Annotated in this window: 18 protein-coding genes and 1 pseudogene; 7 read left to right on the forward strand and 12 right to left on the reverse strand. The window is 62.8% G+C overall.

The window, feature by feature from the left end; all coding sequences use genetic code 11:
• Window positions 1–104: 104 nt before the first annotated feature.
• The 3 genes from leuS to QOU61_RS01075 all read right to left on the reverse strand — a co-directional run bounded on the left by leuS (window position 105) and on the right by QOU61_RS01075 (window position 6,418).
• Complete coding sequence (leuS, locus tag QOU61_RS01065) at window positions 105–2,729, reverse strand: leucine--tRNA ligase (RefSeq protein WP_289656309.1); 2,625 nt, start codon at window positions 2,727–2,729, stop codon at window positions 105–107.
• 1,270 nt (window positions 2,730–3,999) lie between these two features.
• The gene (locus QOU61_RS01070) at window positions 4,000–4,266 is read right to left on the reverse strand and encodes a hypothetical protein (RefSeq protein WP_289656310.1); all 267 of its coding nucleotides are present in this window, start codon (window positions 4,264–4,266) and stop codon (window positions 4,000–4,002) included.
• Between the two features lie 508 nt (window positions 4,267–4,774).
• A complete protein-coding gene (locus tag QOU61_RS01075; RefSeq protein ID WP_289662148.1) occupies window positions 4,775–6,418 on the reverse strand; it encodes an arylsulfatase in 1,644 nt (547 codons plus the stop codon).
• Window positions 6,419–6,582: 164 nt separating this feature from the next.
• Here QOU61_RS01075 and QOU61_RS01080 point away from each other — a divergent pair, with 164 nt between their 5' ends.
• On the forward strand, window positions 6,583–6,759 hold the full coding sequence (locus QOU61_RS01080; protein WP_289656311.1) for a hypothetical protein: 177 nt from the start codon (window positions 6,583–6,585) through the stop codon (window positions 6,757–6,759).
• A 26-nt stretch (window positions 6,760–6,785) separates the two neighbouring features.
• Here QOU61_RS01080 and QOU61_RS01085 read toward each other — a convergent pair whose 3' ends face one another.
• The gene (locus tag QOU61_RS01085) at window positions 6,786–7,790 is read right to left on the reverse strand and encodes an SAM-dependent methyltransferase (RefSeq protein ID WP_289656312.1); all 1,005 of its coding nucleotides are present in this window, start codon (window positions 7,788–7,790) and stop codon (window positions 6,786–6,788) included.
• Between the two features lie 408 nt (window positions 7,791–8,198).
• Here QOU61_RS01085 and QOU61_RS01090 point away from each other — a divergent pair, with 408 nt between their 5' ends.
• Window positions 8,199–9,323, forward strand: a complete 1,125-nt coding sequence (locus tag QOU61_RS01090; protein ID WP_289656313.1) for an amidinotransferase — start codon at window positions 8,199–8,201, stop codon at window positions 9,321–9,323.
• 40 nt (window positions 9,324–9,363) lie between these two features.
• On the opposite strand, the gene sugE is transcribed toward QOU61_RS01090, so the two are convergent.
• Window positions 9,364–9,678 carry a quaternary ammonium compound efflux SMR transporter SugE gene (gene sugE / locus QOU61_RS01095; RefSeq protein ID WP_289656314.1) on the reverse strand — a complete coding sequence of 105 codons (315 nt, stop codon included), beginning with the start codon at window positions 9,676–9,678 and terminating at the stop codon, window positions 9,364–9,366.
• Window positions 9,679–10,213: 535 nt separating this feature from the next.
• Between sugE and QOU61_RS01100 the strand changes: the two genes are divergently transcribed.
• Window positions 10,214–10,468: a hypothetical protein gene (locus QOU61_RS01100; protein WP_289656315.1), complete on the forward strand. Its 255-nt coding sequence runs from the start codon at window positions 10,214–10,216 to the stop codon at window positions 10,466–10,468.
• Window positions 10,469–10,636: 168 nt separating this feature from the next.
• On the opposite strand, the gene QOU61_RS01105 is transcribed toward QOU61_RS01100, so the two are convergent.
• From QOU61_RS01105 to QOU61_RS01115, 3 genes are all read right to left on the reverse strand, one after another.
• Window positions 10,637–12,394, reverse strand: coding sequence for an MOSC and FAD-binding oxidoreductase domain-containing protein (locus QOU61_RS01105; protein ID WP_289662151.1), 1,758 nt, complete (start codon window positions 12,392–12,394; stop codon window positions 10,637–10,639).
• Between the two features lie 409 nt (window positions 12,395–12,803).
• Window positions 12,804–14,483 (reverse strand): alpha/beta hydrolase, encoded by a 1,680-nt coding sequence (locus tag QOU61_RS01110; RefSeq protein WP_289662154.1) that lies wholly within the window; start codon window positions 14,481–14,483, stop codon window positions 12,804–12,806.
• A gap of 182 nt (window positions 14,484–14,665) precedes the next feature.
• Window positions 14,666–15,466, reverse strand: coding sequence for a dienelactone hydrolase family protein (locus QOU61_RS01115; protein ID WP_289656316.1), 801 nt, complete (start codon window positions 15,464–15,466; stop codon window positions 14,666–14,668).
• Between the two features lie 234 nt (window positions 15,467–15,700).
• On the opposite strand from QOU61_RS01115, the gene QOU61_RS01120 reads away from it, so the two are divergent.
• Window positions 15,701–17,248 (forward strand): MFS transporter, encoded by a 1,548-nt coding sequence (locus QOU61_RS01120; protein ID WP_289656317.1) that lies wholly within the window; start codon window positions 15,701–15,703, stop codon window positions 17,246–17,248.
• A 23-nt stretch (window positions 17,249–17,271) separates the two neighbouring features.
• On the opposite strand, the gene QOU61_RS01125 is transcribed toward QOU61_RS01120, so the two are convergent.
• Window positions 17,272–18,969, reverse strand: a complete 1,698-nt coding sequence (locus QOU61_RS01125) for a sensor domain-containing diguanylate cyclase (protein ID WP_289656319.1) — start codon at window positions 18,967–18,969, stop codon at window positions 17,272–17,274.
• Window positions 18,970–19,078: 109 nt separating this feature from the next.
• Here QOU61_RS01125 and QOU61_RS01130 point away from each other — a divergent pair, with 109 nt between their 5' ends.
• Window positions 19,079–19,771, forward strand: a complete 693-nt coding sequence (locus tag QOU61_RS01130; RefSeq protein WP_289656320.1) for a YggS family pyridoxal phosphate-dependent enzyme — start codon at window positions 19,079–19,081, stop codon at window positions 19,769–19,771.
• A 62-nt stretch (window positions 19,772–19,833) separates the two neighbouring features.
• Here the strand turns inward: QOU61_RS01130 and QOU61_RS01135 are convergent.
• Window positions 19,834–20,613 (reverse strand): annotated as a pseudogene (locus tag QOU61_RS01135) (2-keto-4-pentenoate hydratase); the annotation flags it as partial.
• Between the two features lie 12 nt (window positions 20,614–20,625).
• On the reverse strand, window positions 20,626–21,195 hold the full coding sequence (locus QOU61_RS01140) for a L,D-transpeptidase family protein (protein WP_289656321.1): 570 nt from the start codon (window positions 21,193–21,195) through the stop codon (window positions 20,626–20,628).
• A 240-nt stretch (window positions 21,196–21,435) separates the two neighbouring features.
• Here QOU61_RS01140 and QOU61_RS01145 point away from each other — a divergent pair, with 240 nt between their 5' ends.
• Both QOU61_RS01145 and QOU61_RS01150 read left to right on the forward strand, forming a co-directional pair.
• A complete protein-coding gene (locus QOU61_RS01145; RefSeq protein ID WP_044539278.1) occupies window positions 21,436–22,122 on the forward strand; it encodes a response regulator transcription factor in 687 nt (228 codons plus the stop codon).
• A gap of 60 nt (window positions 22,123–22,182) precedes the next feature.
• Window positions 22,183–22,626, forward strand: coding sequence for a cyclic nucleotide-binding domain-containing protein (locus QOU61_RS01150; protein ID WP_289656322.1), 444 nt, complete (start codon window positions 22,183–22,185; stop codon window positions 22,624–22,626).
• 186 nt (window positions 22,627–22,812) lie between these two features.
• Here the strand turns inward: QOU61_RS01150 and QOU61_RS01155 are convergent, their stop codons facing one another.
• Entirely contained in the window at window positions 22,813–23,628 is an 816-nt protein-coding gene (locus QOU61_RS01155) for an exodeoxyribonuclease III (RefSeq protein ID WP_289656323.1), read from the reverse strand.
• Between the last annotated feature and the right edge of the window lie 64 nt (window positions 23,629–23,692).

Consider the following 23,692-nt stretch of genomic DNA (forward strand, 5'->3'; position numbering starts at 1 on the left):
AAGCGAAGGGCACCAGCAGATTTTTGATGCCAGTGCCGCTTTCGATTTGAAGTCCCCGATCACCGATTCGCGGAAGCCCCTGCCGGGACTTCAAATCGGCGGCACTAGCCAACGACATTCACGATCCTCATGGGAACAATGATCACCTTGCGGACAGCCTTGCCGCCCAGGGCGAGTTTTACCGCATCGAGCGCCAGAACGGCAGCCTCAATCTCCGGATTTTGGGCACCCCGTGGCACGGTAACATCACCCCGTTTCTTGCCGTTGACCTGAACGACCAGGGTTACGCTGTCTTCAACCAGCAAATCGCGTTCGATTTGCGGCCAACCGGCCTCCGAAACCAGGCCCGGCTGGCCAAGCAGAGCCCAGCACTCCTCGGCGAGGTGCGGCATCATCGGCGCGACCAGATGGGTGAGGATCAGCGCGGCCTCGCGGATCGCCCAGGCGAGGTCCGGCGACGGCTTGTCCCCCCGCGCCAGCACGTCGGCGAACGCGTTGGTGAATTCGCGGATATGGGCCAGACAGACGTTGAAATGCAGCCGCTCGATGCCGCCGGATACCTTGTCCAGCGCGCCATGGGCGGCCTTGCGCAGGGCGGTTGCTTCCGGGCCGAAGCTGGCCGGCCGGGCCGGCGGCGCCGCCGTGCCGATTTCGGCGGCCTCGTTGATCAGCCGCCACAGCCGCTGCACGAAGCGCGCGGCGCCCTGCACGCGCTCGTCGCTCCAGATCACGTCGCGGTCGGGCGGCGAGTCCGACAGCATGAACCAGCGCGCCACGTCGGCGCCGTAGGTCGCGATGATGTCGTCGGGGTCGACGGTATTCTTCTTCGACTTCGACATCTTCTCGATCGGCCCGATCGAGACTTCCTCGCCGGTCGTCAGGAGCGTCGCGCGGCGGGCATCGCCCACGGTCTCGACCTTGACCTCGGCCGGCGTCACATAGCTGCCGTCGGCCTTCTGATAGGTCTCGTGCACCACCATGCCCTGCGTGAACATGCCGGCGAACGGCTCTTCCATGCCGATGTGGCCGGTCGCCTTCATGGCGCGGACGAAGAAGCGGCTGTAGAGCAGATGCAGGATCGCATGCTCGACGCCGCCGATATACTGATCGACCGGCATCATGCGGTCGACGACATCAAGCGTGGTCGGCGCCTGCTCGTTCCAGGGATCGGTGAAGCGCGCAAAATACCAGGACGAGTCGACGAAGGTGTCCATGGTGTCGGTTTCGCGCAGCGCCTTGGCCCCACATTTCGGACAGGTGACGTGCTTCCAGGTCGGATGATGGTCGAGCGCGTTGCCCGGCTTGTCGAAGGTCGCGTCGTCAGGCAGCCGCACCGGCAGGTCCTTGTCGGGCACCGGCACCACATCGCATTTCGGGCAGTGGATGATAGGGATCGGGCAGCCCCAGTAGCGCTGGCGCGAGATGCCCCAGTCGCGCAGGCGGAAATTGACCTGGCGCTCGCCGACGGGTGCGTTGCCGCGGATTTCCTTCTCCAGCCGCTTCGCCACATCCTCCTTGGCCTGATCGATGGTCATGCCGTCGAGGAAGCGCGAATTGATCATGCGGCCGTCGCCGTCATAGGCGGTGTCGGTGATCACGAACGTCTTCGGGTCCACCCCCTCGGGGCAGACCACCGGCGTGTTGCCGAGCCCGTATTTGTTGACGAAGTCGAGGTCGCGCTGGTCGTGCGCCGGGCAGCCGAAAATCGCTCCGGTGCCGTACTCCATCAGCACGAAATTGGCGACATAGACCGGCAGCTTCCAGGTCGGATCGAACGGGTGGAGGGCGCGGATGCCGGTGTCAAAACCCTGCTTCTCCGCGGTGTCGATGATCTCCTGCGCGGTGCCGTGGCGCTTGGTCTCGGCGATGAACTCGGCAAGCTCAGGGTTCTTCGCGGCGGCGGCTACCGCCAGCGGATGATCGGCCGAAATCGCCATGAACTTGGCGCCGAACAGCGTGTCCGGTCGCGTGGTGAAGATCTTCAGCTCACTCTCGCCCGCGGGCGTCGTCGCCGGATCGAGCGCGAAGCGCACCAGAAGACCTTCGGAGCGGCCGATCCAGTTGCGCTGCATCAGCCGCACCTTGTCGGGCCAGCGGTCCAGCGTATCCAGGGCGTCGAGCAGCTCCTGCGAGTATTTGGTGATCTTGAACACCCACTGGTTCATCTCGCGCTGCTCGACGACGGCGCCGGAACGCCAGCCGCGGCCGTCGATCACCTGCTCGTTGGCGAGCACGGTCATGTCGACCGGGTCCCAGTTGATCTTGCGCTTCTCGCGCTCGGCCAGCCCGGCGCGCAGAAAATCCAGGAACAGCTTCTGCTGGTGTTTGTAGTAGGCGGGATCGCAGGTCGCGAATTCTCTGCTCCAGTCGAGCGAGAGCCCGATCGACCGCAGCTGCTTCTTCATCGCGGCGATGTTGTCGTAGGTCCAGGCCTTCGGCGCGACCTTGCGCTCGATCGCGGCGTTTTCCGCCGGCAGCCCGAAGGCGTCCCAGCCCATCGGGTGCAGCACGTTGAAACCCCTGGCGCGCATGTAGCGGGCCAGCACGTCGCCGAGCGTGTAGTTGCGGACATGGCCGATATGGATGCGCCCGGACGGATAGGGGAACATCTCGAGCACGTAATATTTCGGCCGCGGATCGTCGTTTTTCGAAACGAAGATCGCCTTTTTGTCCCAGGCGGCTTGCCAGCGCGGCTCGGCTTCTCGGGCGTTGTAGCGTTCAGAGGTCATGGAATCGCGTGGTTTTACAGGTTTTCCGGCCGCTTTTGGGAGGACGCGAGAAGTCCGCATGGCGGGCTTCAAATCGGCCGGACTAGGCCACAAAAGGCCATGCAGGGTCAATGGTTTGAAGGCTCGGAAGCAGGCCGCGGCCTCGCGATCTCGCGGCGCGAATAGTGCCCGAGTTGTTCGGAATTTCGTGTCCCTCGATAACAGAGGGCGCAGGGAAAGCCGGGCGCTTGACCGCACCCGCGGCCTCGCGTGCAAAGTAAAAAGCACACGAGTTAGTCACCACAGGTTTGGCCGCAACATCCGGCCTTCCCTGCGCGATGGTTTTAACGGCTTGCTTCGCGCTCTCCCCGGAGACCGGGCTTTCTTGCCTCCGTCGCCTGCAGGTCACCACCTGCAAACTTGGCATCAGCGTCGGGATGCCAGGACCACACGACTTCGCCGTCCGCGTTGGTATCGTTCGTCTTGCGATACCAATCGCGTCCATCGCCTCCCGCGCCCAACACTCGTGACGATCGCGAAGCGCCCCTCCAGAAAGAGCGCGGGACGCGCTGATGGAAGCCACTGATTTGCCCGACGCAACAAGCGGAATATTTTTCGCGGCAGGACTGGACGACCCAAATCAGCTTGAACCGACTGGCGAATTTCGATTTTGCGCGCGTGCGCTTGCACAGCGAGCGGAGCCGGTGCGTCGTCCCGGATTCCGACGAGTGCAGTCGTCAATGACCGACGCTTTTCGCTCGACAAGCGGACGTGACAGACGCCGGCAGGCATGTCCGCCATGGGCCAGAAGGAGACGTTGCCTGTGCGCCGATGTTCGCGACTATTGGACCAGCGGGCGGGCCCCAATCACCACGTTAGTCTCGCAGTCGAGGCGGCTGATTGCTCCCAAGGCGGGCGGTGGACGCAATGCCGGCAACCAATCGATCAACCCGGATCGCGAAGGCGGTCAAATTTAGCGATGGCGACGCGACCGGATAACCAATGAGGAGTTTCGAAATCTTCCCGATCGGATGACACCCAGTTGTGCATGGTGACAAGGCAACGAGCCGATCCAGTCGATCGTCCGCGACATCCTCGTTCCAGTGCAAAGAGATTACGCGCTTTACGTCGAAATCGCGAACTGGGACTTTCTTCACATTGGCCGCATCGAAAGTCGCGGGCATGAGCGCGACGCCCATGCCCGCCCCTACCAATACAAGAGCACGATCGCCCTGATCCGTCCTGTAGACTACCTGCGAGCGTGTTCTGCTCAGAAGCGCGGCGCTTACTCTTAGGGCCTGTAGGTACCGGGATCGGCGCCGCCAACCAACCCGCCCCGGTTGTTCGGGTTACCGCGGTAGTAGTTCGAACCGTAGTTGTAGTTGTTCCAACCGGAGTTGTTCCAACCGGAGTTGTTCCAGCCGTAGTTCGTAGCGGGCTGCACAGGTTGCATCCGGGCGTAACTACCGTGATACTTCTTATGATGCTTTGTGGCTGCAAGTGCGAACGTACTTGAGAGCGCGAACGCAGAAGCTAGTGCTATCGTCGCAAGTTTCATGGCCTTTCTCCCTTGGTTTGGTCGCCTTCTCGGACCACCCGCGCAGCGAACGCATCCGGGAGATTTCTTCGCCTAAAAATTCGCTTGCTCTTGACATAGATCAAACCGAGACCGCCCCCCTTCTTGTGGCCCGACTTCCGCAAGGGGTCAGACTTGGAAGTCGTCGACAGTCGAAACCAGGTCCGCTTTAACCCCCGCTGGACGTCCCGGCGGTGATCGCGTTGTTCGGCTCAGGGCCATGTGTGGACTATGTGCCATCATGGCGCTTGGCTACTCGGAGACGAAGCGACGTAGACGATATCTATCCCTTGATCTCCTGTGTGATCTCGTAAACCGATCGCGCAGCCTCGATCGGGATTGAAAGCAATTTGCAGCGCTTCCACCGACTTCCCAAACCACACTCTTTTTCATCTCATCGTAGGTTTCTCCCAGCGCCGCACAGAAACGGCCGGTCCTTGAGGCCGGCCGCCTCTCGTGTTGTTCTCAAAGCGCGGCCTGACGCGTGCGACTAGTCGCTGGCGCCGGCGTTCCTCATGTCCTTCACTCGTTGCATGACTTGTTCCAGGTTGTAGCTGGCAGGGTCCTGCAGCGGCGGGAATTTGATGAAGGTCTCGAGGTGCCTCAGCCACAACTGCTGTCCGATAGGCAGCATGTTCCAGTCATAGACATAGGCGGTCGACGGAGACGCAATCGCTCCGGCCATGCCGAACAGCGTCTTCTGCTGTTCGCCAACGGAGGTCTCGAAGGGATCGCGTTTGATGTTGACGACTTGGGTCCAGGAGTAGGGCCGCACACCGTTAATGAAGCCCGCCGGTGCGTCGGACACCATCGCGAAGTACATCTTCCAGTTCTTGTAGCGGACCGCAGACGGCTCCTTGCCGGAGTAATACAAGAAGTAGTCGCGGGGCGACTTGTCGGACTTGCCGCTCAGATAATCGGTCTGATTAACACCGTCGAGGGTGGTCTTGACCATATTGGGATAGCCGGCCTCGACCTGTTGCTTCAGTGCGTCGCCCTTGGGCCCGCCGCAGATCTCGACGAGAGTCGGGAGCCAGTCGAGGGCGGAAAACATTTCGTTCTTGATCGTGCCGGGCTTGATGACGCCAGGCCAGCGGATCACCAGCGGAGCGCGCATGCCGCCCTCCCAGGTGCTGAGCTTGCCGCCCTTGAACGGCGTGGTGCCACCGTCCGGGAAGGTGATGGTCTCGGCGCCGTTGTCGGTGGTGAAGACGACGATGGTGTTGTTGAGCTGGCCCATGTCTTCGAGCTTCTTCAGCACCACGCCGATGTTGTCATCCATCTGCTTCATGCCGGCTTCGTTGACGCCCCAGTCCTTGCCGCCGGGCTCGCCCACCATGGCCAGGTACTTGTCCGGCAGTACCGTGGTGATGTGCATGCGCGCCGGGTTGTACCAGACGAAGAAAGGCTTGTTGGTCTTCTTCGGGTCATTGCGATCGAGGTAGTCAACGACCTTCGCCGAGATTTCCTCGTCCACGGTCTTCGATCGCTCGAGGGTCAGCGGGCCCTCATCCTTGCACATCATATTCTTTGCGGTGCCGTCCGAGGACTTGCACGCCAGCATTGGCCGCGGCGGCGTCAGGCAGATCGTAGTCTTCGGATCCACAGCGCCGGGGACCTCGGCCACGCCCGGGATCGGTGTGTTCTGGCATGGCGGGGCAAGGGTCTGCAGGGTCGGGGTTTTGTTGATGTCCGGGAAGCTCACCCCTTGCATGGCGTCAAGGTGATAGAGATAGCCCCAGTACTCCTGGAAGCCTTGCGCGGTCGGCAGCGACTCGGTGTGGTCGCCGAGATGGTTCTTGCCAAATTCGCCGGTGGTGTAGCCGAGATCGAGCAGGAACTTGGCAAGCGTCGGCGTCCCCGTCCGCAGGTAGGATGGGCTGCCGGGAATTTCTGGCAAGACCATGCCGACGCGAACCGGCTGCATGCCGGTGATGAAGGCTGTACGCCCCGCCGTGCAGCTCTGTTCGGCGTAATAGTTCGTGAACATCGCGCCTTCATTGCCGATGCGATCGATGTTCGGCGTCTCTCCGACCATCAATCCGCGGTGGTAGATGCTTGGTTGCATCCAGCCGATGTCGTCACCCATGATGAAGAGGATGTTGGGCTTCTGCTGCTGTGCCACAGCGGGCATGCTCGTCAGCCCGGTCAACGATAACGACACAAGTGTCGTTGCTCCGAGGAATGTCGCGGCCCGCTTGTGCCAACCCGAGGTCTTCCTCGGCGGCACGCTTGTTGCAGCGCGCGGCTTGTTTTTGAGAATGCAATCAAACATGGTCACTCTCCGGGTTGCAGTGCATGTCAGGCTTGTTGCCTGACGCACCGGGAACCAACGTCCAATTCGCGAGAGTTCCGGCTCTTGATTCAAATCAAGCCGGACAACCATTGATTGCCGTTTGCGACCAGGTGTTCGTGCTTTCGTCAGTGATGCTGACGTTGATGGGCGGCTCGTTCATCCTGCTGTTTGCGATCTGACAATTGTCCGAGGGCGGACATGGCTATCACGCGCGCAAGGCTGGGTCCGGTGGGGAGCAAGATGCTGCCTCCGGCTTGGTAGCCAGCACCGTGTTGTACGGGTTGCCGAAGACAAATACCTTCGAAGTGCGCCAAATGATCCGTTCCAATTCCACGAATGTGCGCATCTTTAGCCGATACTTCCACAGCACCAAGTGTTGAATGAAGTTCCACGTGAGCCCCCAGGCCCAGAATGGCAGTCGCCGATAACGGATCGGGTTGAAGCCGAGTCGGCGCATCTTGTAGACGAGAAGATTGGCGCCGACAAAATTGTACCGCCAGTTGTCGAAGAAGGCGGTCACGCTCAGGTAATCCTCTTTACGCCGACAATGATCCAATGACCCCGGTGAGCGGATCAACAGGCTTCCTCCCGGCTTGAGCATCCGCCAGCAGCGCGCCAGCCAAGCGTCGAGGTTTTTGGTGTAACCGATCGATTCGAGCGCATAGATGGCGTCAAAGCTCTCGCTCGGAAGATCGAGGTTATCGAAGTCCGCGACGATCACCCGTCCACGCCCACCCAGTTTTGACAATTTCCGTCGGCAGATGTCCGCTTGTACGGACGAATTGGTCACGCACACAATTTCGATATCTCGCCGGCTAGCGAGGTAGTAGGCCGCCGCGCCAGATCCGCACCCGAGATCCAACAACCGCATCCCCTCCCTCGGCTTCAGAAGAACGTATTCGGCTTCGTAGGGGCGCGAAAATGCGACGCGGGGGAAAACGCACGTGCTGTAGTTCGCTTGCTCGTCGCGATACGTGCCGAACACGTCATCATATGTACGCTTCTCGTCATCGTGCTTGAGAAAGTCGCTCGCCTGCGGTGTCCACTCGATCAGTTGGCGCTGCTCGAATTGATTCAACTCGTGGCCGATCTTGCTCGCGTCTTTCGGTCGAGTCACCAGGAGAAAAAGCACGTAATGAAAAACGTTGTATGCTACGAACAACGCTATGACGATCGCCACGACCAACTGAAGTGCCAGAACGATATCCAAGGTTGCTCCTGTGACGTTGGGGCCAATACCGGAAATCAAGCTGGCACCCGCTGATTTGGAATTCCTCCGAAAGCATGGTCTTGCGTTTTCTAGTCGATGGGGATCATCACGGATCGCCTCATTTGCTCACCTGTAGCCGTTGAGTGATTTGTCGAGGATCGTGGATCAGTTGAGCAATCTACCCGTCTGACCGCAAACACTTTCAGATGCGCCTACGGGCTCATCTGCCTGCCTTGCGTAGCCATTGGCCGCTACGCCGGTGTTTTCGCTTTCAGACGCCGGCAGGCATGTCTGCCATGGGCCAATAGGCAAAACGCCAAAGATTCTGCTATCGGCCCGGCAACCAGCGGTCCCGCCTCTGGAACCTCCGGGGCCAGCGACTGTTGTAGCGGCGAGAGGGCCTCATGCATGGACATGGTCAGGCGCACTCACGGTTCGGATATCGTCCCAGCGGGCCGAGTTTCTCCGGTTAGCTCATACAACGAGTGGGACCCGCTGGAAGAAGTGATAGTCGGAAGGCTCGAGGCTGCGGTCATCCCGTCCGATCACCCGGTTGTCACCTGCAACATTCCCGGCATGGCTGCGCGGGCTCAGTCGCTGTTGGCAGGCTTCCGTTACCCACAAATCATGATCGAACCGGCGCAGCGCGAGCTTGATGGCTTTGTTGCACTGTTACAGTCACTGGACATCGTGGTAAGGCGGCCGGAAGCAGTCGACCACAGGAAACGCTTCAGTACGCCGGAATGGTCCTCGCGCGGCTTCTGCAATTCCTGCCCACGCGACAGCATGCTTGTGATCGGCGACGAGATCATCGAAACGCCGATGGTTTGGCCGTGCCGGTACTTCGAGACGCACTCCTACCGTCCCATCTTGAAGGACTATTTCCGACGTGGCGCGCGCTGGACGGCCGCGCCCAGGCCGCAACTGACGGACGAACTGTTCGATTCGAAGTTTCGCGTCCCCAGAAAAGGCGAGCCGGTCTCATACATCCTGACCGAATTTGAACCGGTTTTCGACGCTGCTGATTTCTTTCGCTGCGGGCGCGACCTGTTCGTAATCCGCAGCAACGTAACTAATGCGTCCGGTATTGAATGGCTGGGCCGTCACCTCGGCGACGGTTATCATATTCATGAGATCGAGAGCCGCTGTCCCAATCCGATGCACATCGATACCACAATCTTGCCGCTCGGACCCGGCAAGATTCTGATCAATCCCGAATACATAGACGTCGACCGTCTTCCGGCCGTCTTGAAAAAATGGGACGCCCTCGTAGCTCCGGAGCCCGACCCGATAACCGAGCCTATGCTCAGGATCACTTCGCTGTGCGGGAAATGGCTCAACATGAACGTGCTGATGGTAGACGAGAAGCGCGTCATCGTTGATCGGCATCATACCAGAACAATCCGCGCGTTTGAGGGTTGGGGATTCGAGCCCATTCCCTGCGATTTCCTGCACTACGCCGCATTTGGCGGAGCCTTCCATTGCGCCACCCTCGACGTCCGGCGGCGTGGCACGCTGGAAAGCTATTTTTGAGCGCCGACCTTCCCTCAGGTCTCCATCGCGCCCGCGCGGCCTAAGAGGTGATTTTCAGTCCGACGATGCCCAGGAGAATGAACCCAATACAGGCAAGCCTGAGCAACGTCGCGGGCTCGTTGAAAAGATAGATGCCGAGCGCTGCCGTGCCGACGGCGCCGATGCCCGTCCACACCGCATAGGCCGTACCGACCGGCAGCGACTTAAGAGCGAGTCCGAGGAATCCAATGCTGGCCGCCATGGCGAGGACTGTGCCGATTGTTGGTAAGAGGCGTGTGAAACCTTCCGTGTATTTGAGGCCGATTGCCCAGGCGATTTCGCACAGGCCGGCAACGATGAGGAAGAGCCAAGCCATGGGAATGTCCCTAAAATGCTTAAACCCCGTGAGCAATCTGTTTCTAACGTATGCTTCAAAATCAAGTTTGGAAAATTTGTAACAAGATCAGGCTTGGCGGCCGTCGAAGCTGCTGCAATGACGTTGGCGACAACAAACTGATCGCAGCAAAAACCACTCAATGGCCACTCGAACCGCCAACATAACCTCTCCGCCATAGAATCGAGAGTCAGCTGTAGGTCATTCACGACGGAGCCGGCCGGACTTGCCGGCCAGTCGATGTCGCTTCTGCGCCAAGAGCGACGGCGTCGAAGGCGCAGAACTGGATTTCTTCATTGTGTTCACGCTGCTTGCGGGAGTGCTTCGCGTTGAAGTCAAGAGGCTGGCCACGACCGAGGCGCTACCGATCAGACAATGACGCTGTCGCAATTCGTGCATTGCTGTCGCAATTCGTGCATTCCCGGTGCTTCATTCGACGACCAGCCCTTTTTGTGACCAGCGCCACCTCGAAAGCTTGTTGCGCAAACAGGCTTTCGATTACGGGAGTACGTTGGCGATGAAAAAAAATCGAGTTATCGAACGCGAGGATCGGGCATGTCTCGAACGCTTGAACGACTTCAACAGGCAACTGCATCTGTTGAGATCACTCAAGACCGCGACCAAAAAGCGGAGAGCGTTAAAGAGAGCTGCAAGAAGTTCTGTGCTGACGCAGTCGAGCGCGTCCACCTCGGTTGATGGCGCGCTGTTCGACAAGACCGAGAACACACGCAAACGAGCATCCGCTTCAGGTCATCAGCCCCTCAAACTCTGATCGACTAGAAGTTTCCTGCCTGACCGGCCGAAGCCCGGCAGGTGTCGGCCAAAGCGCGATGAGATCGGGTTGAATCGTCATCGCGCTTTGGCTTTTTGAGGGAAAACCGCTGCACATTTTTCCGGACCATGCTCTGGTCACCCAGTCGTAGCGCGACCGAGCCGCGTTTCACAAATCGACGACGATATCGCGAACCGGGCGCGCGCAGCATACGAGAAGGTTTCCGTCGGCGGGCATGTCCAGCGGCTCCGGTTCATAGACGACCGTCCCCGAAACCAGACCGCTCTCGCAATTATGGCAAACACCGGTCCGGCACGACCAGCGGACCGGAACGTCGCACGCCTCGGCGAGCTCCAAAATGCTCTGGCAGGACGGCTTCCAGTGTGCGGCGATCCCGCTGCGTGCGAACGATACCAGCGGGCCGGTGTCGGCGTCGTCCTGCGGCACATGCGCCGCTCGCCTGCTGCCGCCGACCACGCCCGGCGTTCTCGATTCGCTGCCGTTGAAAAGTTCGAGGTGAATGCGGGCCGGCGCGAAGCCCAGCGTGGCAAGCGCCGCTTTCATGTCCTCCATGAAGCGATCAGGCCCGCAAAGGTAGACATCCGCTTCCCGCGACACGTCGAGCGCGTCGAAGGCCGATCGCGACAGATGACCGGCGCTGTCGAAATCCTTGCCCATCGTGTCGTTGGCGCCCGGCCTGCTGTAACAGACATGGCTGCGGCCGTGCGCGAGCGACTGCATGAGTCCGCGGACCTCGGCGGCGAAGGGATGATGCCGCCCATCCCGCGCCGCGTGCAGCCACAAGATCTGTCGTGTCGAGCCGGCCGCCGCCAGCGCATGCAGCATTGCCAGAACAGGGGTCGCCCCGATTCCGGCGCTCAGCAGCACAACCGGTCGGTCCGAAGGTTGCAGAACGAAGCTTCCGCGCGGCGAGCTCACGTCGAGAGCGTCACCCGCGTGTACGCGCTCCTGAAGATAGTTTCCGGCTTCGCCGTTCGGCTCGATCTTGACGCTGATTCGATAGCATTCCGTGGAGAGCGGACCCGAGAGCGAGTAGCTGCGAAAAAGCGGCGTGCCGCCTGCACCCCGCGGAAGCCGCAGCACAACGTATTGCCCCGGCAGCGCCGACGGCAGCGGCTGACCATCAGCCCTGTGCATCGTCAGGGAGAGAACGTCCGCCGCTTCCCGATCGATCGCAGCAACCGTGAGCGTCCGAAATCCCGGCGCAACCGGATGCGCTGCTGCCGCAGGCGCGAGCCCTGCATTGCCACCACGGCCAGCGGTCGCCTGGCTCTGCAGCAAGGCCTCGAATGACGAACGCCAGCCCGGCGATAGTGCCTCGATCCGCAAGGCGCGTTGCAGCCGATCGCGCGGATGATCGGGCGAATAGAGCAGCGCATTGATCTCCGCGACGGTCATCCGCTCCTTTGCCTCTCCGATCTTAACGATTTCGTCGCCGGCGCCCACCTCGCCTTCCCGCAGGACGCGGAAATAGAACCCGGGCCGTCCGCGAGACGTCAGCAGCGCCGGCATCCGAGGCTCGTTGGTCCGAATTCCAACGCGATAGCAGGTCACGCGAGGCTGAGTGACCTCGAACAGCGCGCTGCCGATTTGATAGCGATCGCCAATGCAGACGGTATCGTCGGGCAGCCCCTGGATCGTGAAGTTCTCGCCGAACTGGCCCATGACGAAGGTTGTCTTGAGCTGCTCCTCCCAGTAGCGATGCGACTCGATCTGGTAGACGAACACAGCTCGCTGCTCGCCCCCGTGGCCAGCCAGGTCACCCTGACCGTCGCCGTCAAGATTCAACCGGCCGACCCGACAGCGCCCACGCACCGGATCCTTCCGGATGCCGGTGTGCACCGTGCGCCCCTTCCATTCCATGTCGCGCGGAAGTCCGACATTCACCGATAGCAGTCGAGCCATCCTGCTCCTCCGCCTTTTGCCGTGAGTGCTGTCAAGCCGTCGTTCGCTGCTTGCCGTCCAGTCTTGCGCCCGGGGCCCGAGGGTTGGCCCGTTAGCCATTGTTGGAAGTTGCGAGCGCGCCTTGGCCGGATGATGGCTTTCGGGTCAAAACTCGCATTATTTTGCGGATACCTGCTTTGGCCAGGACGCGAAAGGTCCTCGTCGACCTCGCTTCACGGCGATGAAGGCAGCCGCAGCTCGACGCGACATCGCGGCGCAGGCCAACGGCCGCCGGCATTGACGCGTTGTTCATGGACGACGTCTATCTGACGGCGCAGTCCTGACAAATGCCATCACGGGTGCGATGGCCACGGCCACGAGCGGCAACACTCCGATCGATTGGAAGCTTCCTGTTTGGCCGCTGAAGCCTCTAGCCTCCCCGGTCGCCGTAGGGGTTGTCATTACCTCCATCGGCGTCGACTGCCGTCCGCGCCGCCCGCCCAAGATGATCCTTGAGCTTCGCGAGCGCGTCGGGCGACCAGTGATGGACGTCGGTCACGGCTACCCAGGCATCGACATAATGCTCCGGCGCGTAGACATGGCCATAGCCCATCGGGGTGCCGGTCGCGACCGCCATATCGAGGGCGAGCTGGAGCATCGTAACGACGGGATACCACCGCAGGTCCGGTGAAACGTCCGGTCCACGCGGCGCGCTCATCCAGGGCGGGCGCCGGTAGGCATCCCGGTAATCGAACAGCACGATCGGGTCGCTCGCATATTGCAGGTAGACGACGCGCATCGGTCCCCATGGCGCATCGGCGGGCACGCTCGGTCCGCTCTGGTTCATGAACCGCACGAAGCGGCCGTCGCGAAATTCCGGCAGCCAGGCTGGAGAGCCCTCGTTGCGGTTCTCGGTGATGGAGCGCCAGATGCGGCTCTCGAACGGCGGCCCGCTCCACAGCGCTCCTGCGATCGGATCGCCGATCGTCTCGAACAGCTCCGCAGATTTCTCCGAGTTCATGGCTCCAAGACTGAGGCCGTGCAGATACAGTCTGGGGCGGCTGTCCCTCGGTAGGCTGGTCCAATAGCCATAGATCTCCGCGAACAGAGCGCGCGAGGCGGCCGCGCCATATTCAGGCTGAAACAGCAACGACAGCGGGCTGTTGAGATAGGAATACTGCACCGCGACACTGGCGACGTCGCCATCAAGGAGATATTCGACCGTACCCATTGCTGCGGGGTCGATCCAGCCGGTGCCGGTCGGCGTGATCACGATGAGGGTGGAGCGGTCAAAGCCGCCCTGGCGCTTGAGCTCCTCCAGCGCCAGCTTTGCGCGCTCGCGCGGCGTATCGGCACCACGCAGACCGACATACACCCGAACGGGCTCCCGCGCGGGCCGCCCGGTGAATGCGCTGATCTGCGCAGCAGCCGGCCCGGACGCCACATATTCGCGGCCGGCCCGACCAAGTTCGTCCCACCTCACCAGGGATGCTGTGCTTCCCGTCTTTCCAGCGGCGCTCGGCCGTGGCCGCTCAGGCTCAATCAACGCATCAAATTCGCGGAACGACGAATCGAGGGCACGAAATGCCGTGCGGATCAGCAGATTATTGGCGATCGACCAGAACAGCAGGGCCGCCACCAGCAGGCCGACGGCATTCGCGATCTTCCGTGGAATGAAGCGCCGGATGGACGCGGACAGGAAACGCGTCACGAGCTTGAACAGCCGCGCCAGGGCCAGCAGTGCGAAGAACGTGATGAGGGCGATCGCGCAGGTCTTGAGGGGACGAGCCGTTTCGACCGGCTCCATCTTCATGACGGTGCGGATCGAATTCTGCCATTCCGCCGCGCGCCACAGAAACATCACGACGACAAGCAGGCACGCGACTGCGAGCAATGCGTTGGTGATGGATCGCATTCGCGACGAGGGCTCGGGCAGCTCGAGATAGTGCCAAAGCCAGCGCCAGAGGACGCCAGCGGCGTAGCCGATGGCAAAGCAGGTCCCGGCCAGCATGCCTTGAGTGAGATAGCTTCGCGGCACGAGCGTCGGCGTGAGTGCGGCCGCAAAAAACAGTGCTCCGAGGACCAGTCCGACGCCGGACAGCGACTGCATCTGCCGGCCGATGATCCCAGTCCAGTATTTCACGACCGCCACTCTGCGACTTTCCCGAGCGAGACACTCGACTGACCAAAAGTGCCGGACCGCGGTGTCCCATCAAGAGGTGAACCGAAAACAGCGGCTCGGCTTTCAGGCATGAAGCTTAGAAAAGGCCACCATGTAGGTGGCCGTTTTCGTTATTTTTGAAGGTCGGCGGCGAAGAACTTGGCAGCCTCGGCTTTCGCTTCCTGATCCACTTTGGCGTCGTATCTGAGCGGCAGGTTGAACTTCTTGCCGAGCTCGGTGGCTTCGGGGTTCGTGAACGCGTGCACGGCGCCGGGATACTCGATGATCCGATAATCGGCCTTCGCGGCGTCGAAATCCTTCTTGAGCGCATCGTACTGCTCGCGCTTCACGAAGGGGTCGTCCGCGCCGTTCAGGATGAGGATTTTCGCTTTGACGGTTCCGGGCGCTGGCGCGGGTGTATTGAGACCAAGTGATGCGTGAAAGCCAGCAACAGCTCCGAGGTCAGCGCCGGCGCGCGCCATGTTCAGCACGACCGCGCCGCCGAAGCAGTAACCAACGGCGCCGATCCGCTGGGGATTGACCGAGGCTTGCCTGGCGAGCTGGTCTCGTGCCGCGTTGAAGCGCGACTCCATCACCGCCGGGTTCTTCATCACCGATCCCGAGAGCGCGCCGGCGTCCTTCGGGTTGTCGGCGGTCTTGGCCTCGCCATACATGTCGGCAATGAAGGCTACGTAGCCCTGCTGCGCGAACTTCCGTGCCTCGTCATGGATGTGCTTGGTGATGCCCCACCATTCATGCACCATCACGATGCCGGGTCGCTTGGCCTGGATCGCGTCGTCGTAGACGACGAAGCCCTTCATCGTGGTCGAGCCGTCCGTATAGGTGACCGGCTCTTCCCTGATCGCAGCGTTCGCGCTCGCGCTTGCGAGCATTGCGATGGCGCAAAGTGCTCCCACCATATTCGTTCGCATGCTGACCTCCTGCGGGTTTGGCACAACCTAGATTGGCACGTCGGCGATTCCTGCGCCAGACCGTGAGAGCGGCCAGTTCCACCGCAGGCGCGTTTGATGCTTGGGATGCCCGGTCGTTTGCTTCGCCGCGGAAATTGGACATCGCTCGTTCATGCACCCGCACCAGGCCAGCGTTGCCAACGGCACAGGGGAGGCGCACCCTGAGCGGCGACATCAGTCCTTCTCGAGCATCCAATGGTTGGATTCACGCGGCCGCCCTGCGATGCGGGGGTGATCCAGGCGAAAACCTGCTTCGACGCGACGCTGTCGCAACGACGCAAGCGGTTGACGCTGGTGGCAACCATCATCGGGTCGAGCATGGCGCTGCTCGACAGCTCGGTCGTCAACATCGCGCTGCCCGCAATGCAACAGGCGCTGCATGCCGATGCGGCGGCGACGCAGTGGATCGTCAACGCCTACATGCTGCCGCTCGGCGCCCTCGTGCTGATCGGCGGATCGGCCGCCGATCTCTACGGCCGGCGCCGGATCTTCGTCGTGGGCGTTACGGTCTTCACCATCGCCTCCATTGCTTGCGGGCTTTCGCCGAACCTTGCGGCGCTGACCGTCAGTCGCGCGGTTCAAGGTCTCGGCGCCGCGCTGCTGACGCCAGCGAGCCTGGCCATGCTGGGGGCGACCTTCGACGAGCGCGAACGGAGCCGGGCCATCGGGATCTGGGCAGGCGCAGGTGCGCTGATGCTGGCGGTCGGGCCGCCGCTGGGCGGCTGGCTGGTCGATCAGGTCTCATGGCGGGCGATCTTCCTGCTCAATGTCCCGCTCGCGATTGTAGCGGCTGCACTTGCGCTTGGCTTCGCCTGCGAGAGCAGCGATCCCCAGGCGAAGCAACTCGACTGGCGCGGCGCGGTCGCGGTTGCGATGGGCCTTGCGCTGATCACGTGGGGTCTCAGTGCGATCCCGGCGGCGGGATTTCGCGACAGGACGGTGCTGGCGACCCTCGGCGCGGGGGCTGCATCGCTTGCCTTGTTCGTCGCGATCGAAGCTTACCAGCACGAACGGGCGATGATGCCGCTATCGCTCTACCGCTCGCGGGATTTTTCCGCGACGAATGCGCTGACGCTCCTGCTCTACTTCGCGCTTGGCGGCGCGCTCTATTACCTGCCGTTCGGCCTGATCCGGCTCGGCGGCTATTCCGCGACACAGGCCGGTGCGGCGTTGCTGCCGTTTTCCCTGATCATGGGGTTCGGTGCAGCATTCGCGGGCGTTCTTGCCGACCGCCTGGGACCGCGGTTACTGCTCGGGATAGGGCCGATCATCGCGGCCTGCGGCCTGGCGATGCTCGCCTTTGTCGATCCCAGGCAGGCTTTTTGGGCCAGCGTGCTCCCATCGATTGTCCTGCTCGGCCTCGGCATGTCGATCACGGTGCCGCCGCTGACGTCGACAGTGATGTCCGCCGCCGGCAAGACCCACGCCGGCATTGCGTCCGGCGTCAACAACGCGGTGGCGCGAATAGCCGGCCTGTTCGCGGTCGCGGCACTCGGCGCCGTGCTGTTCGCAAGCTTCTCCTATCATCTGGCCGCACCGACGCCCGCGCAGGCCAGCGAAGCCCTGGATGCCGTGATGTCCGGACAGTCGGGCGTTCGGGAGCAGGCGGTCGACGCATTCGAGCGCGCGCTGCGCACGATCATGCTTGTGGCCGCCGGCTGCAGCGCGCTTGCCGGCGTCATTGGCGGGTTGTGGACCGCGCCGAACGACGCCATTCCGGCCCGCGAGAGCGGGCGTATCTAGCGCCCGGTCAGGAACGTCTTGAGCTAGCTCGCCATCGCGACGCCGCCGGGGGAATCGGTGATGCGCAGGAAGCCATGCTCGACGACGGCGTTGCGGCCGCAATGCTTGGCCGCATAGAGCGCGGCATCGGCGGCCTCGATGAGGTCGCCGGGCCGAAGCGCAGTGTTCGGCGTGAGGCAGGCAACGCCGATGCTGACCGTGACGTGCTGGTGGCTGGAGGTGCGATGGGGCATTGCAAGTCCATGCACCGCCTGGCGCAGCGTTTCACCGATCTCGACCGCGCGCGCCGCCGCCGTGTTCGGCAGCAGCAGGCAGAATTCCTCGCCGCCGTAGCGGCCGGCGAAGCCCATGGTTTCCGCGGCGAGGCTGGACAGGGTTTCGCCAAGCCGCGAGAGGCAGGCGTCGCCCTCGGGATGGCCGTAGGTGTCGTTGTAGAGCTTGAAATGATCGACATCGATCATCAGGAGCGACAGCGCGCTGTCATATTGCTGCGCCTTCATCCATTCGAAATCGAGCCGGTTCTGGAAGCCGCGCCGGTTGGCGAGCCCCGACACCATGTCGATCGAGGCCATCACGGTGAGGCGGTCGTTGGTCTCGACCAGCTCGCGCTCGCGCTGCATGAGTTGCGAGGCCATGGCGTTGAACGCGCGCGCCAGCGGCACGAACTCGGCCGGCAGGCGGCTGCGCGCGGCGCGCGCCGACCAGTCGCCCTGGCCGAAGCGCAGGGCGGTCGACGTCATGATCCCGATCGGCTGGATGATCAGCTTCTCCGCCGCGATCAGCGCGCCGAGCAGCACGAACAGGCAGACGAAGCCGAGCTGGGCATAGGCGGTGCGGATGTCGCGGTTGATCGCCGCCGTCACCTTGCTCTCGTCGATGCTGACGATCAGCCGCGATCCCGTGCCGGCGATGTGCGCAAAGCTCACGTCGCGTTTGGCGCCGTCGGGTCCGATGAAGGACAGCGAGCCTTCATCCTGCCCCGACTTGAAGGCCATGTCGGCGATCGACGACATCTGCGGCATGCTCTCGAGCGGACGGCCGACCAGGCTCGCCTCGTCCGCGGGCGTTGCGAGCACCGTTCCCTTGTTGTCGACCAGCACCGCCGTGATGCCGGGGCGGCCGCCCAGCTTGCTCATCATCTTCGACATCCAGGCAAGATCGATGGTGGCGACGATGATGGAATCGATCTGGTCGTTGATCGAGGCGACCGGATAGGCGGCGATGATCGCCGGCTTGCCGATCGATTTGGCGACCACGAAATCGCTGAAGACGAAATCGCGCGCCGACTGCGCCTCCTTGAAATAGGCGCGGTCGGAAAGATCGAGGCCGACCGACGTGTTGCGCGCCGAGCATTGCACCAGCCCGTCGTGCCCGACGATCAGCACGTTGCCGATCCACGGCAGCGTCAGCGGCAGGCTGGCGCGCAGGATGTCGCAGCTTCGGGTCATGCCGCCGGCGGAGGCGCGGATATAGGCGGTCGATTTCAGCACGGTTTCGACCGAGGAGATGATCTCGCGCTGGGCGTCGGCGGCGCGGTTGGCGAGGTTGAAGAATTCCGCCGATGCGGCCGCGATCTCCCTGGATCTCGCGTCTTCCAGCGAACGGGCGCGCTCGAGCATCAGCGGCGCCACCAGGATCAGGGCGAGCAGCGCCAGCCGCGCACGGATTCCGAGAAGCTGCTTGAGTTTCGTTCGCTTGCGATTGAAACTGATGCTGGCCATCGTGCTCCCCCTACCCCGCCGGCAAGGTAGGAGGAACGGTTCAAGAAGCCTTTCCCGAAACGGGTAAAATTAGACCTACCTCCGTAAATCTACGGCCAACGAAAACAACATGACACCAGAACATCGCTCCGACGTAACCATGCCTTTACCAAGCGGCCTCGCTGCCGTGGAGCAGGAGATCGCCCGCGCCTGCAGCGATTGCGGCCGCGATCGCGCTGAAGTGACGCTGATCGCGGTGTCCAAGACGTTCGGCCCCGACGCAATCACGCCCGTGATCGCCGCCGGACAGCGCGTTTTCGGTGAAAATCGCGTGCAGGAAGCCAAGGCGAAGTGGCCAGCGTTAATGGAAGCTTACCCCGGCATCGGCCTGCATCTGATCGGCCCCCTGCAATCCAACAAGGCGAAGGAGGCGGTCGCGCTGTTCGACGCCATCCATTCGGTCGACCGGGCCAGCATTTGCCAGGCGTTAGCCAAGGAAATCGAATCCCAGAAGAGACAGCCCGAGCTGTTCGTCCAGATCAACACCGGCGAGGAGCCGCAGAAGGCCGGCGTCGCGCCTCACGAAGCCGACGACTTCATCAGGCGCTGCCGCGAGACCTACGGGCTTTCGATTGCGGGGCTGATGTGCATCCCGCCGGTCGATGACGCGCCGGCGCCGCATTTCGCGCTCACCGCCAAGATCGCCGCGCGCAACGGACTGGCCAAACTGTCGATGGGCATGAGCGCCGATTTCGCGACCGCGATCCGGCTCGGCGCCACCCATGTGCGCGTGGGATCGGCGATCTTCGGGCATCGGGGGTAAGCAAGGGGAAGCGTCGTCCCCGCTTTCGCCAGGACGTCGGCGAAACGAGATGCCGGCTGCGCGAACCGCACCGATACCTTGCCGAGCACGCCGAAATCGGCCGCGACATGGTCGCCGGCCTCAATCGGCAGCGGCGGATGGCAGGTGCCTGTGGTCACCACCTCCCCTGCCCTCAAGGTGATGCCGAGCGCGCGCAGCTCGTTGGCGCACCAGGCAAGCGCGATCCTGGGATCGCCGAGCACGTTCCTGCCATGGCCGACGAAGCGCCGGCCGCGCATGGTGATCACGGGCCGCTCTTCCACGAGATCGATGGCGCGCCAGTTCACGCCTGCCGCCTCGCCGAGCACGAACAGATGGGCGCAGGCGTTGTCGGCGATGATCTGCGCCTCGCCGGCGCCGACGAAATTTGCAAAGCGCGAATCCGGAATTTCGATCGCCGGATGCAGCGTGCCGACGGCGTCGAGCACCTCCTGCACGCTATAGGCTGATTCGCGCGGCGGCAGATCCCTCGCCATGCGGAAAGCGAATTCGGGCTCGGCGACACGCATCTCGTTGCCGGCCATCGACGCGGTGCCGCCGTCGGCGATCAAGGTATGGCTGAGAATGCGCCCGGCCATGGGGCCCGCGACATTGATGTGCTTCTGGCCGGCTTCGCTGGTCGCGGCGATCTTCCAGCCGAATCGTCCGGCGCCCGGCTGGCGCTCGAGCTCGGCCTGGATGGCGTAGCCCTCGGCGCGGTCGCGCGGACGACAGGACGCATCGAGGTCACCGAGCTTCTTGCCCGCGGCCCAGGCCTCGCGCAGGATTTTTGATGCGGTCGCGATCTGCTGGCTCTCGATCATGCGCACCATGTCCTATCCGATGATGATCTTCGTCTTCGGCCCGAGCCGTCGCAACAGATGCAGCATCGATGATTTGGTCATCGACACGCAGCCGGCCGTGGGTCCGAAATTGTCGCGCGCCAGATGCAGGAAAACCGCGCTGCCGCGGCCGGCGATGCGCGGCCGGGTGTTGTGGTCGATCTCGACGATGAAATCGTAGAGATGGTCGCCGCGCATCAGGCGGTCGCCGCTGCGCGCGCGCGCGAGCCGCACCGGCCGGTTGTAGTGGCGGTCGTCGGGGTCTTCGCACCAGGCATCCTCGGGTGTGATTCGGCGGACGGAGAGGTGCGTGCGCGGCTGTGGATGGCGGTCGGCGCGCCACCACAGCCGACGTGGGTGGAACACGCCCCGCGGCGAGCCGCCATCGCCCTCCCGCTTGTTGGCGAGAATGCCTCCCCGGCCCAGCGCGACCGGAATGGCGTGTCCGTCCGCCACCAGCCAGCCCCGGCGCGGGTTGCCGGCAGCTGCGCGGACACGTACCGCGACAAGCGGTCGCTCATGTCCGGCTTTTTTATAAGTGCTTGAAAGGAAGGCTCTTTTCATGCGAATCCTGATTCGCCCGCGCTGCCGGGAGGCCGCCGCCTGTTCATTACAGGACATTCATCTCGATAACCGGGAATTCTGCGATAAACTGACGATCTGGCTTGTGAATCGGTAACAGAGCCCTACTTCAAACGACATAGACTACATCAGGCCACCCCTGACCAAGTCGACCCAAGTCCGACGACCCAAGTCCGGCTGAAGGCCTCGCCCGCAGCCGCTGCCCCCAAGAGGATTGTACCCATGGCCAATGCCCGCAAGATCCTGATCGTGGATGACGATACCGATCTGCGTGACACGTTGGTGGAGCAATTGTCGCTGCACGAGGAGTTCGAAGCCTCCGCGGTCGACACCGGCGCCAAGGGCGCCAGCGCGGCCAAGGCCAATTCCCCCGATCTGGTGCTGATGGATGTCGGGTTGCCGGATACCGACGGCCGCGAGGTGGTGCGCAGCCTGCGCAAGGGTGGATTCAAGGCCCCGATCATCATGCTGACTGGCCACGACACCGATTCCGACACCATCCTGGGACTCGAATCCGGCGCCAATGACTACGTGGCCAAGCCGTTCCGCTTCGCCGTGCTGCTGGCGCGTATTCGCGCCCAGCTCCGCCAGCACGAGGCGAGCGAAGACGCGGTGTTCTCGGTCGGCCCCTACAGCTTCCGGCCCGGCTCGAAGATGCTGACCGGCGCCAATGCCCGGAAGGTGCGCCTGACCGAGAAGGAAACCGCGATCCTTCGCTTCCTGTACCGCGCCGGCCAGATGCCGGTGTCGCGCGAGACGCTGCTGCAGGAAGTGTGGGGCTATAATTCCGGGGTCACCACGCACACGCTGGAAACCCATATCTACCGGCTGCGCCAGAAGATCGAGAAGGACGCCGCCAACCCCGAGATCCTGGTGACGGAAGCCGGTGGCTACAAGCTGGTGCCGTGATACGATTCGGGAATAGCGATTCGAAGTCTTTACTTTTGCTGTTCCCGACCACGGCTTTCAATGTCGATCGAAGATGATGTGGCTCTGCTCGAGCGCGTGCCGACCCTGCGCCTGCTGGGGATGGAGTCGCTGCGCATGCTTGCGATCGGCTCCGAGCAGCGCATCGTGACGCGCGGCGACCCGCTGTTCTCGGCGGGCGACGAGGCGGATGCGGGCTTTGTGGTGCAGCGCGGGGCCTTCCGGATCGACGACGGCCATGGCGCCGAGGTGATCGCGGGACCCGGCACCCTGATCGGCGAGCTCGCGCTGGTCGTGGCGATGAAGCGGCCATCGACCGCGACCGCGGTCGAACAATCCTCGGTGATCCGGATCGCGCGCAGCCTGTTCCAGCGCGTGCTGGAGAGCGATCCCGCTGCGGCGCGCCGCCTGCGTGATGCGTTTGCCAGCCGGACCAGCCAGATCGCCAGCGACATCCTGATGGCGGGCGCCAAGCTCAGCTCATGATCTTCGCCCCCTCGCCCCGTTCTTACGGGGAGAGGGTTGGGGTGAGGGGCTCTATCCGCGAAAACGGCAAACCATGGATTCGCGGAGGCGCCCCCTCACCCGCGGCGCATTTCGCTTCGCTGCATGCGTCGCGGCCTCTCCCCGCAGGCGGGGCGAGGCGAATCGAGCAAGCGTTGATAGTTTGCGCTACACCTCCAGCGTCACCGTCACCGGCACGTGGTCGGAAGGCCGGTCCCAGCCGCGCGCGTCGCGCAGGATCGAGAAATCGCTGACCGTGTCCTTGAGCGCGCGCGAGACCCAGATGTGGTCGAGCCGGCGGCCACGATCGCCGACGGTCCAGTCGGCGGCGCGATAGCTCCACCAGGTGTAGACCTTTTCGGCGAGCGGGATGCGTTCGCGCGCGACGTCGAACCACTCGCCTTGCGCCTGCGCCGCCAGCAGCTTCTCGCATTCGATCGGCGTGTGCGAGACGACTTTCAGAAGCTGCCTGTGCGACCAGACGTCGTTCTCGAAAGGCGCGACGTTGAGATCGCCGACCAGGATGTGGCGGTCCTCGCCGCGCGGATGCAGCGGTTCGCAGGCCTTCATCTCGTCGAGGAATTTCAGCTTGTGGTCGAATTTCGGATTGAGCGCGGGGTCGGGAACGTCGCCGCCCGCCGGTACGTAGAAATTGTGCAGCACCACGGGCTTTGCGAGCTGCGCCTTCTCGCCGAACGCGACCGAGATGTGGCGCGAATCGATCTTGTCGCAGAAGGTCCTGACGTCGGTGCGGTCGAACGGCAGCTTCGAGATGATGGCGACGCCGTGATAGCCCTTCTGCCCGTTCAGCGCGACGTGCTCATAGCCGAGCCGCTTGAAGCGCTTCAAGGGAAACGCATCGTCGATGCACTTGGTCTCCTGCAGGCACAGCACGTCCGGCCGCGTCGCCTTGATGAATTTGGCGACGAGGTCGATGCGCAGACGGACGGAATTGATATTCCAGGTGGTGAGGGAAAGACGCATTGAGGCTGCGTCTTAGCATGGATCGCGGCGTCCAGAAGCGGCTGTCCACAGGGACACCCATCGA

Origin of the sequence: Bradyrhizobium sp. NP1 (assembly GCF_030378205.1) — a bacterium.
Lineage (GTDB): Bacteria > Pseudomonadota > Alphaproteobacteria > Rhizobiales > Xanthobacteraceae > Bradyrhizobium.

Coding starts and splice junctions, on each gene's coding strand:
- QOU61_RS01145 (WP_044539278.1), top strand. CDS start 21,436: ATGGCCAATGCCCGCAAGATCCTGATCGTGGATGACGATACCGATCTG.
- QOU61_RS01105 (WP_289662151.1), bottom strand. CDS start 12,394: ATGGCTCGACTGCTATCGGTGAATGTCGGACTTCCGCGCGACATGGAA.
- QOU61_RS01080 (WP_289656311.1), top strand. CDS start 6,583: ATGTCAGGCTTGTTGCCTGACGCACCGGGAACCAACGTCCAATTCGCG.
- sugE (WP_289656314.1), bottom strand. CDS start 9,678: ATGGCTTGGCTCTTCCTCATCGTTGCCGGCCTGTGCGAAATCGCCTGG.
- QOU61_RS01075 (WP_289662148.1), bottom strand. CDS start 6,418: ATGCCCGCTGTGGCACAGCAGCAGAAGCCCAACATCCTCTTCATCATG.
- QOU61_RS01090 (WP_289656313.1), top strand. CDS start 8,199: ATGGACATGGTCAGGCGCACTCACGGTTCGGATATCGTCCCAGCGGGC.
- QOU61_RS01140 (WP_289656321.1), bottom strand. CDS start 21,195: ATGAAAAGAGCCTTCCTTTCAAGCACTTATAAAAAAGCCGGACATGAG.
- QOU61_RS01125 (WP_289656319.1), bottom strand. CDS start 18,969: ATGGCCAGCATCAGTTTCAATCGCAAGCGAACGAAACTCAAGCAGCTT.
- QOU61_RS01110 (WP_289662154.1), bottom strand. CDS start 14,483: ATGCAGTCGCTGTCCGGCGTCGGACTGGTCCTCGGAGCACTGTTTTTT.
- QOU61_RS01070 (WP_289656310.1), bottom strand. CDS start 4,266: ATGAAACTTGCGACGATAGCACTAGCTTCTGCGTTCGCGCTCTCAAGT.
- leuS (WP_289656309.1), bottom strand. CDS start 2,729: ATGACCTCTGAACGCTACAACGCCCGAGAAGCCGAGCCGCGCTGGCAA.
- QOU61_RS01115 (WP_289656316.1), bottom strand. CDS start 15,466: ATGCGAACGAATATGGTGGGAGCACTTTGCGCCATCGCAATGCTCGCA.
- QOU61_RS01130 (WP_289656320.1), top strand. CDS start 19,079: ATGACACCAGAACATCGCTCCGACGTAACCATGCCTTTACCAAGCGGC.
- QOU61_RS01100 (WP_289656315.1), top strand. CDS start 10,214: ATGAAAAAAAATCGAGTTATCGAACGCGAGGATCGGGCATGTCTCGAA.
- QOU61_RS01155 (WP_289656323.1), bottom strand. CDS start 23,628: ATGCGTCTTTCCCTCACCACCTGGAATATCAATTCCGTCCGTCTGCGC.
- QOU61_RS01150 (WP_289656322.1), top strand. CDS start 22,183: ATGTCGATCGAAGATGATGTGGCTCTGCTCGAGCGCGTGCCGACCCTG.
- QOU61_RS01120 (WP_289656317.1), top strand. CDS start 15,701: ATGGTTGGATTCACGCGGCCGCCCTGCGATGCGGGGGTGATCCAGGCG.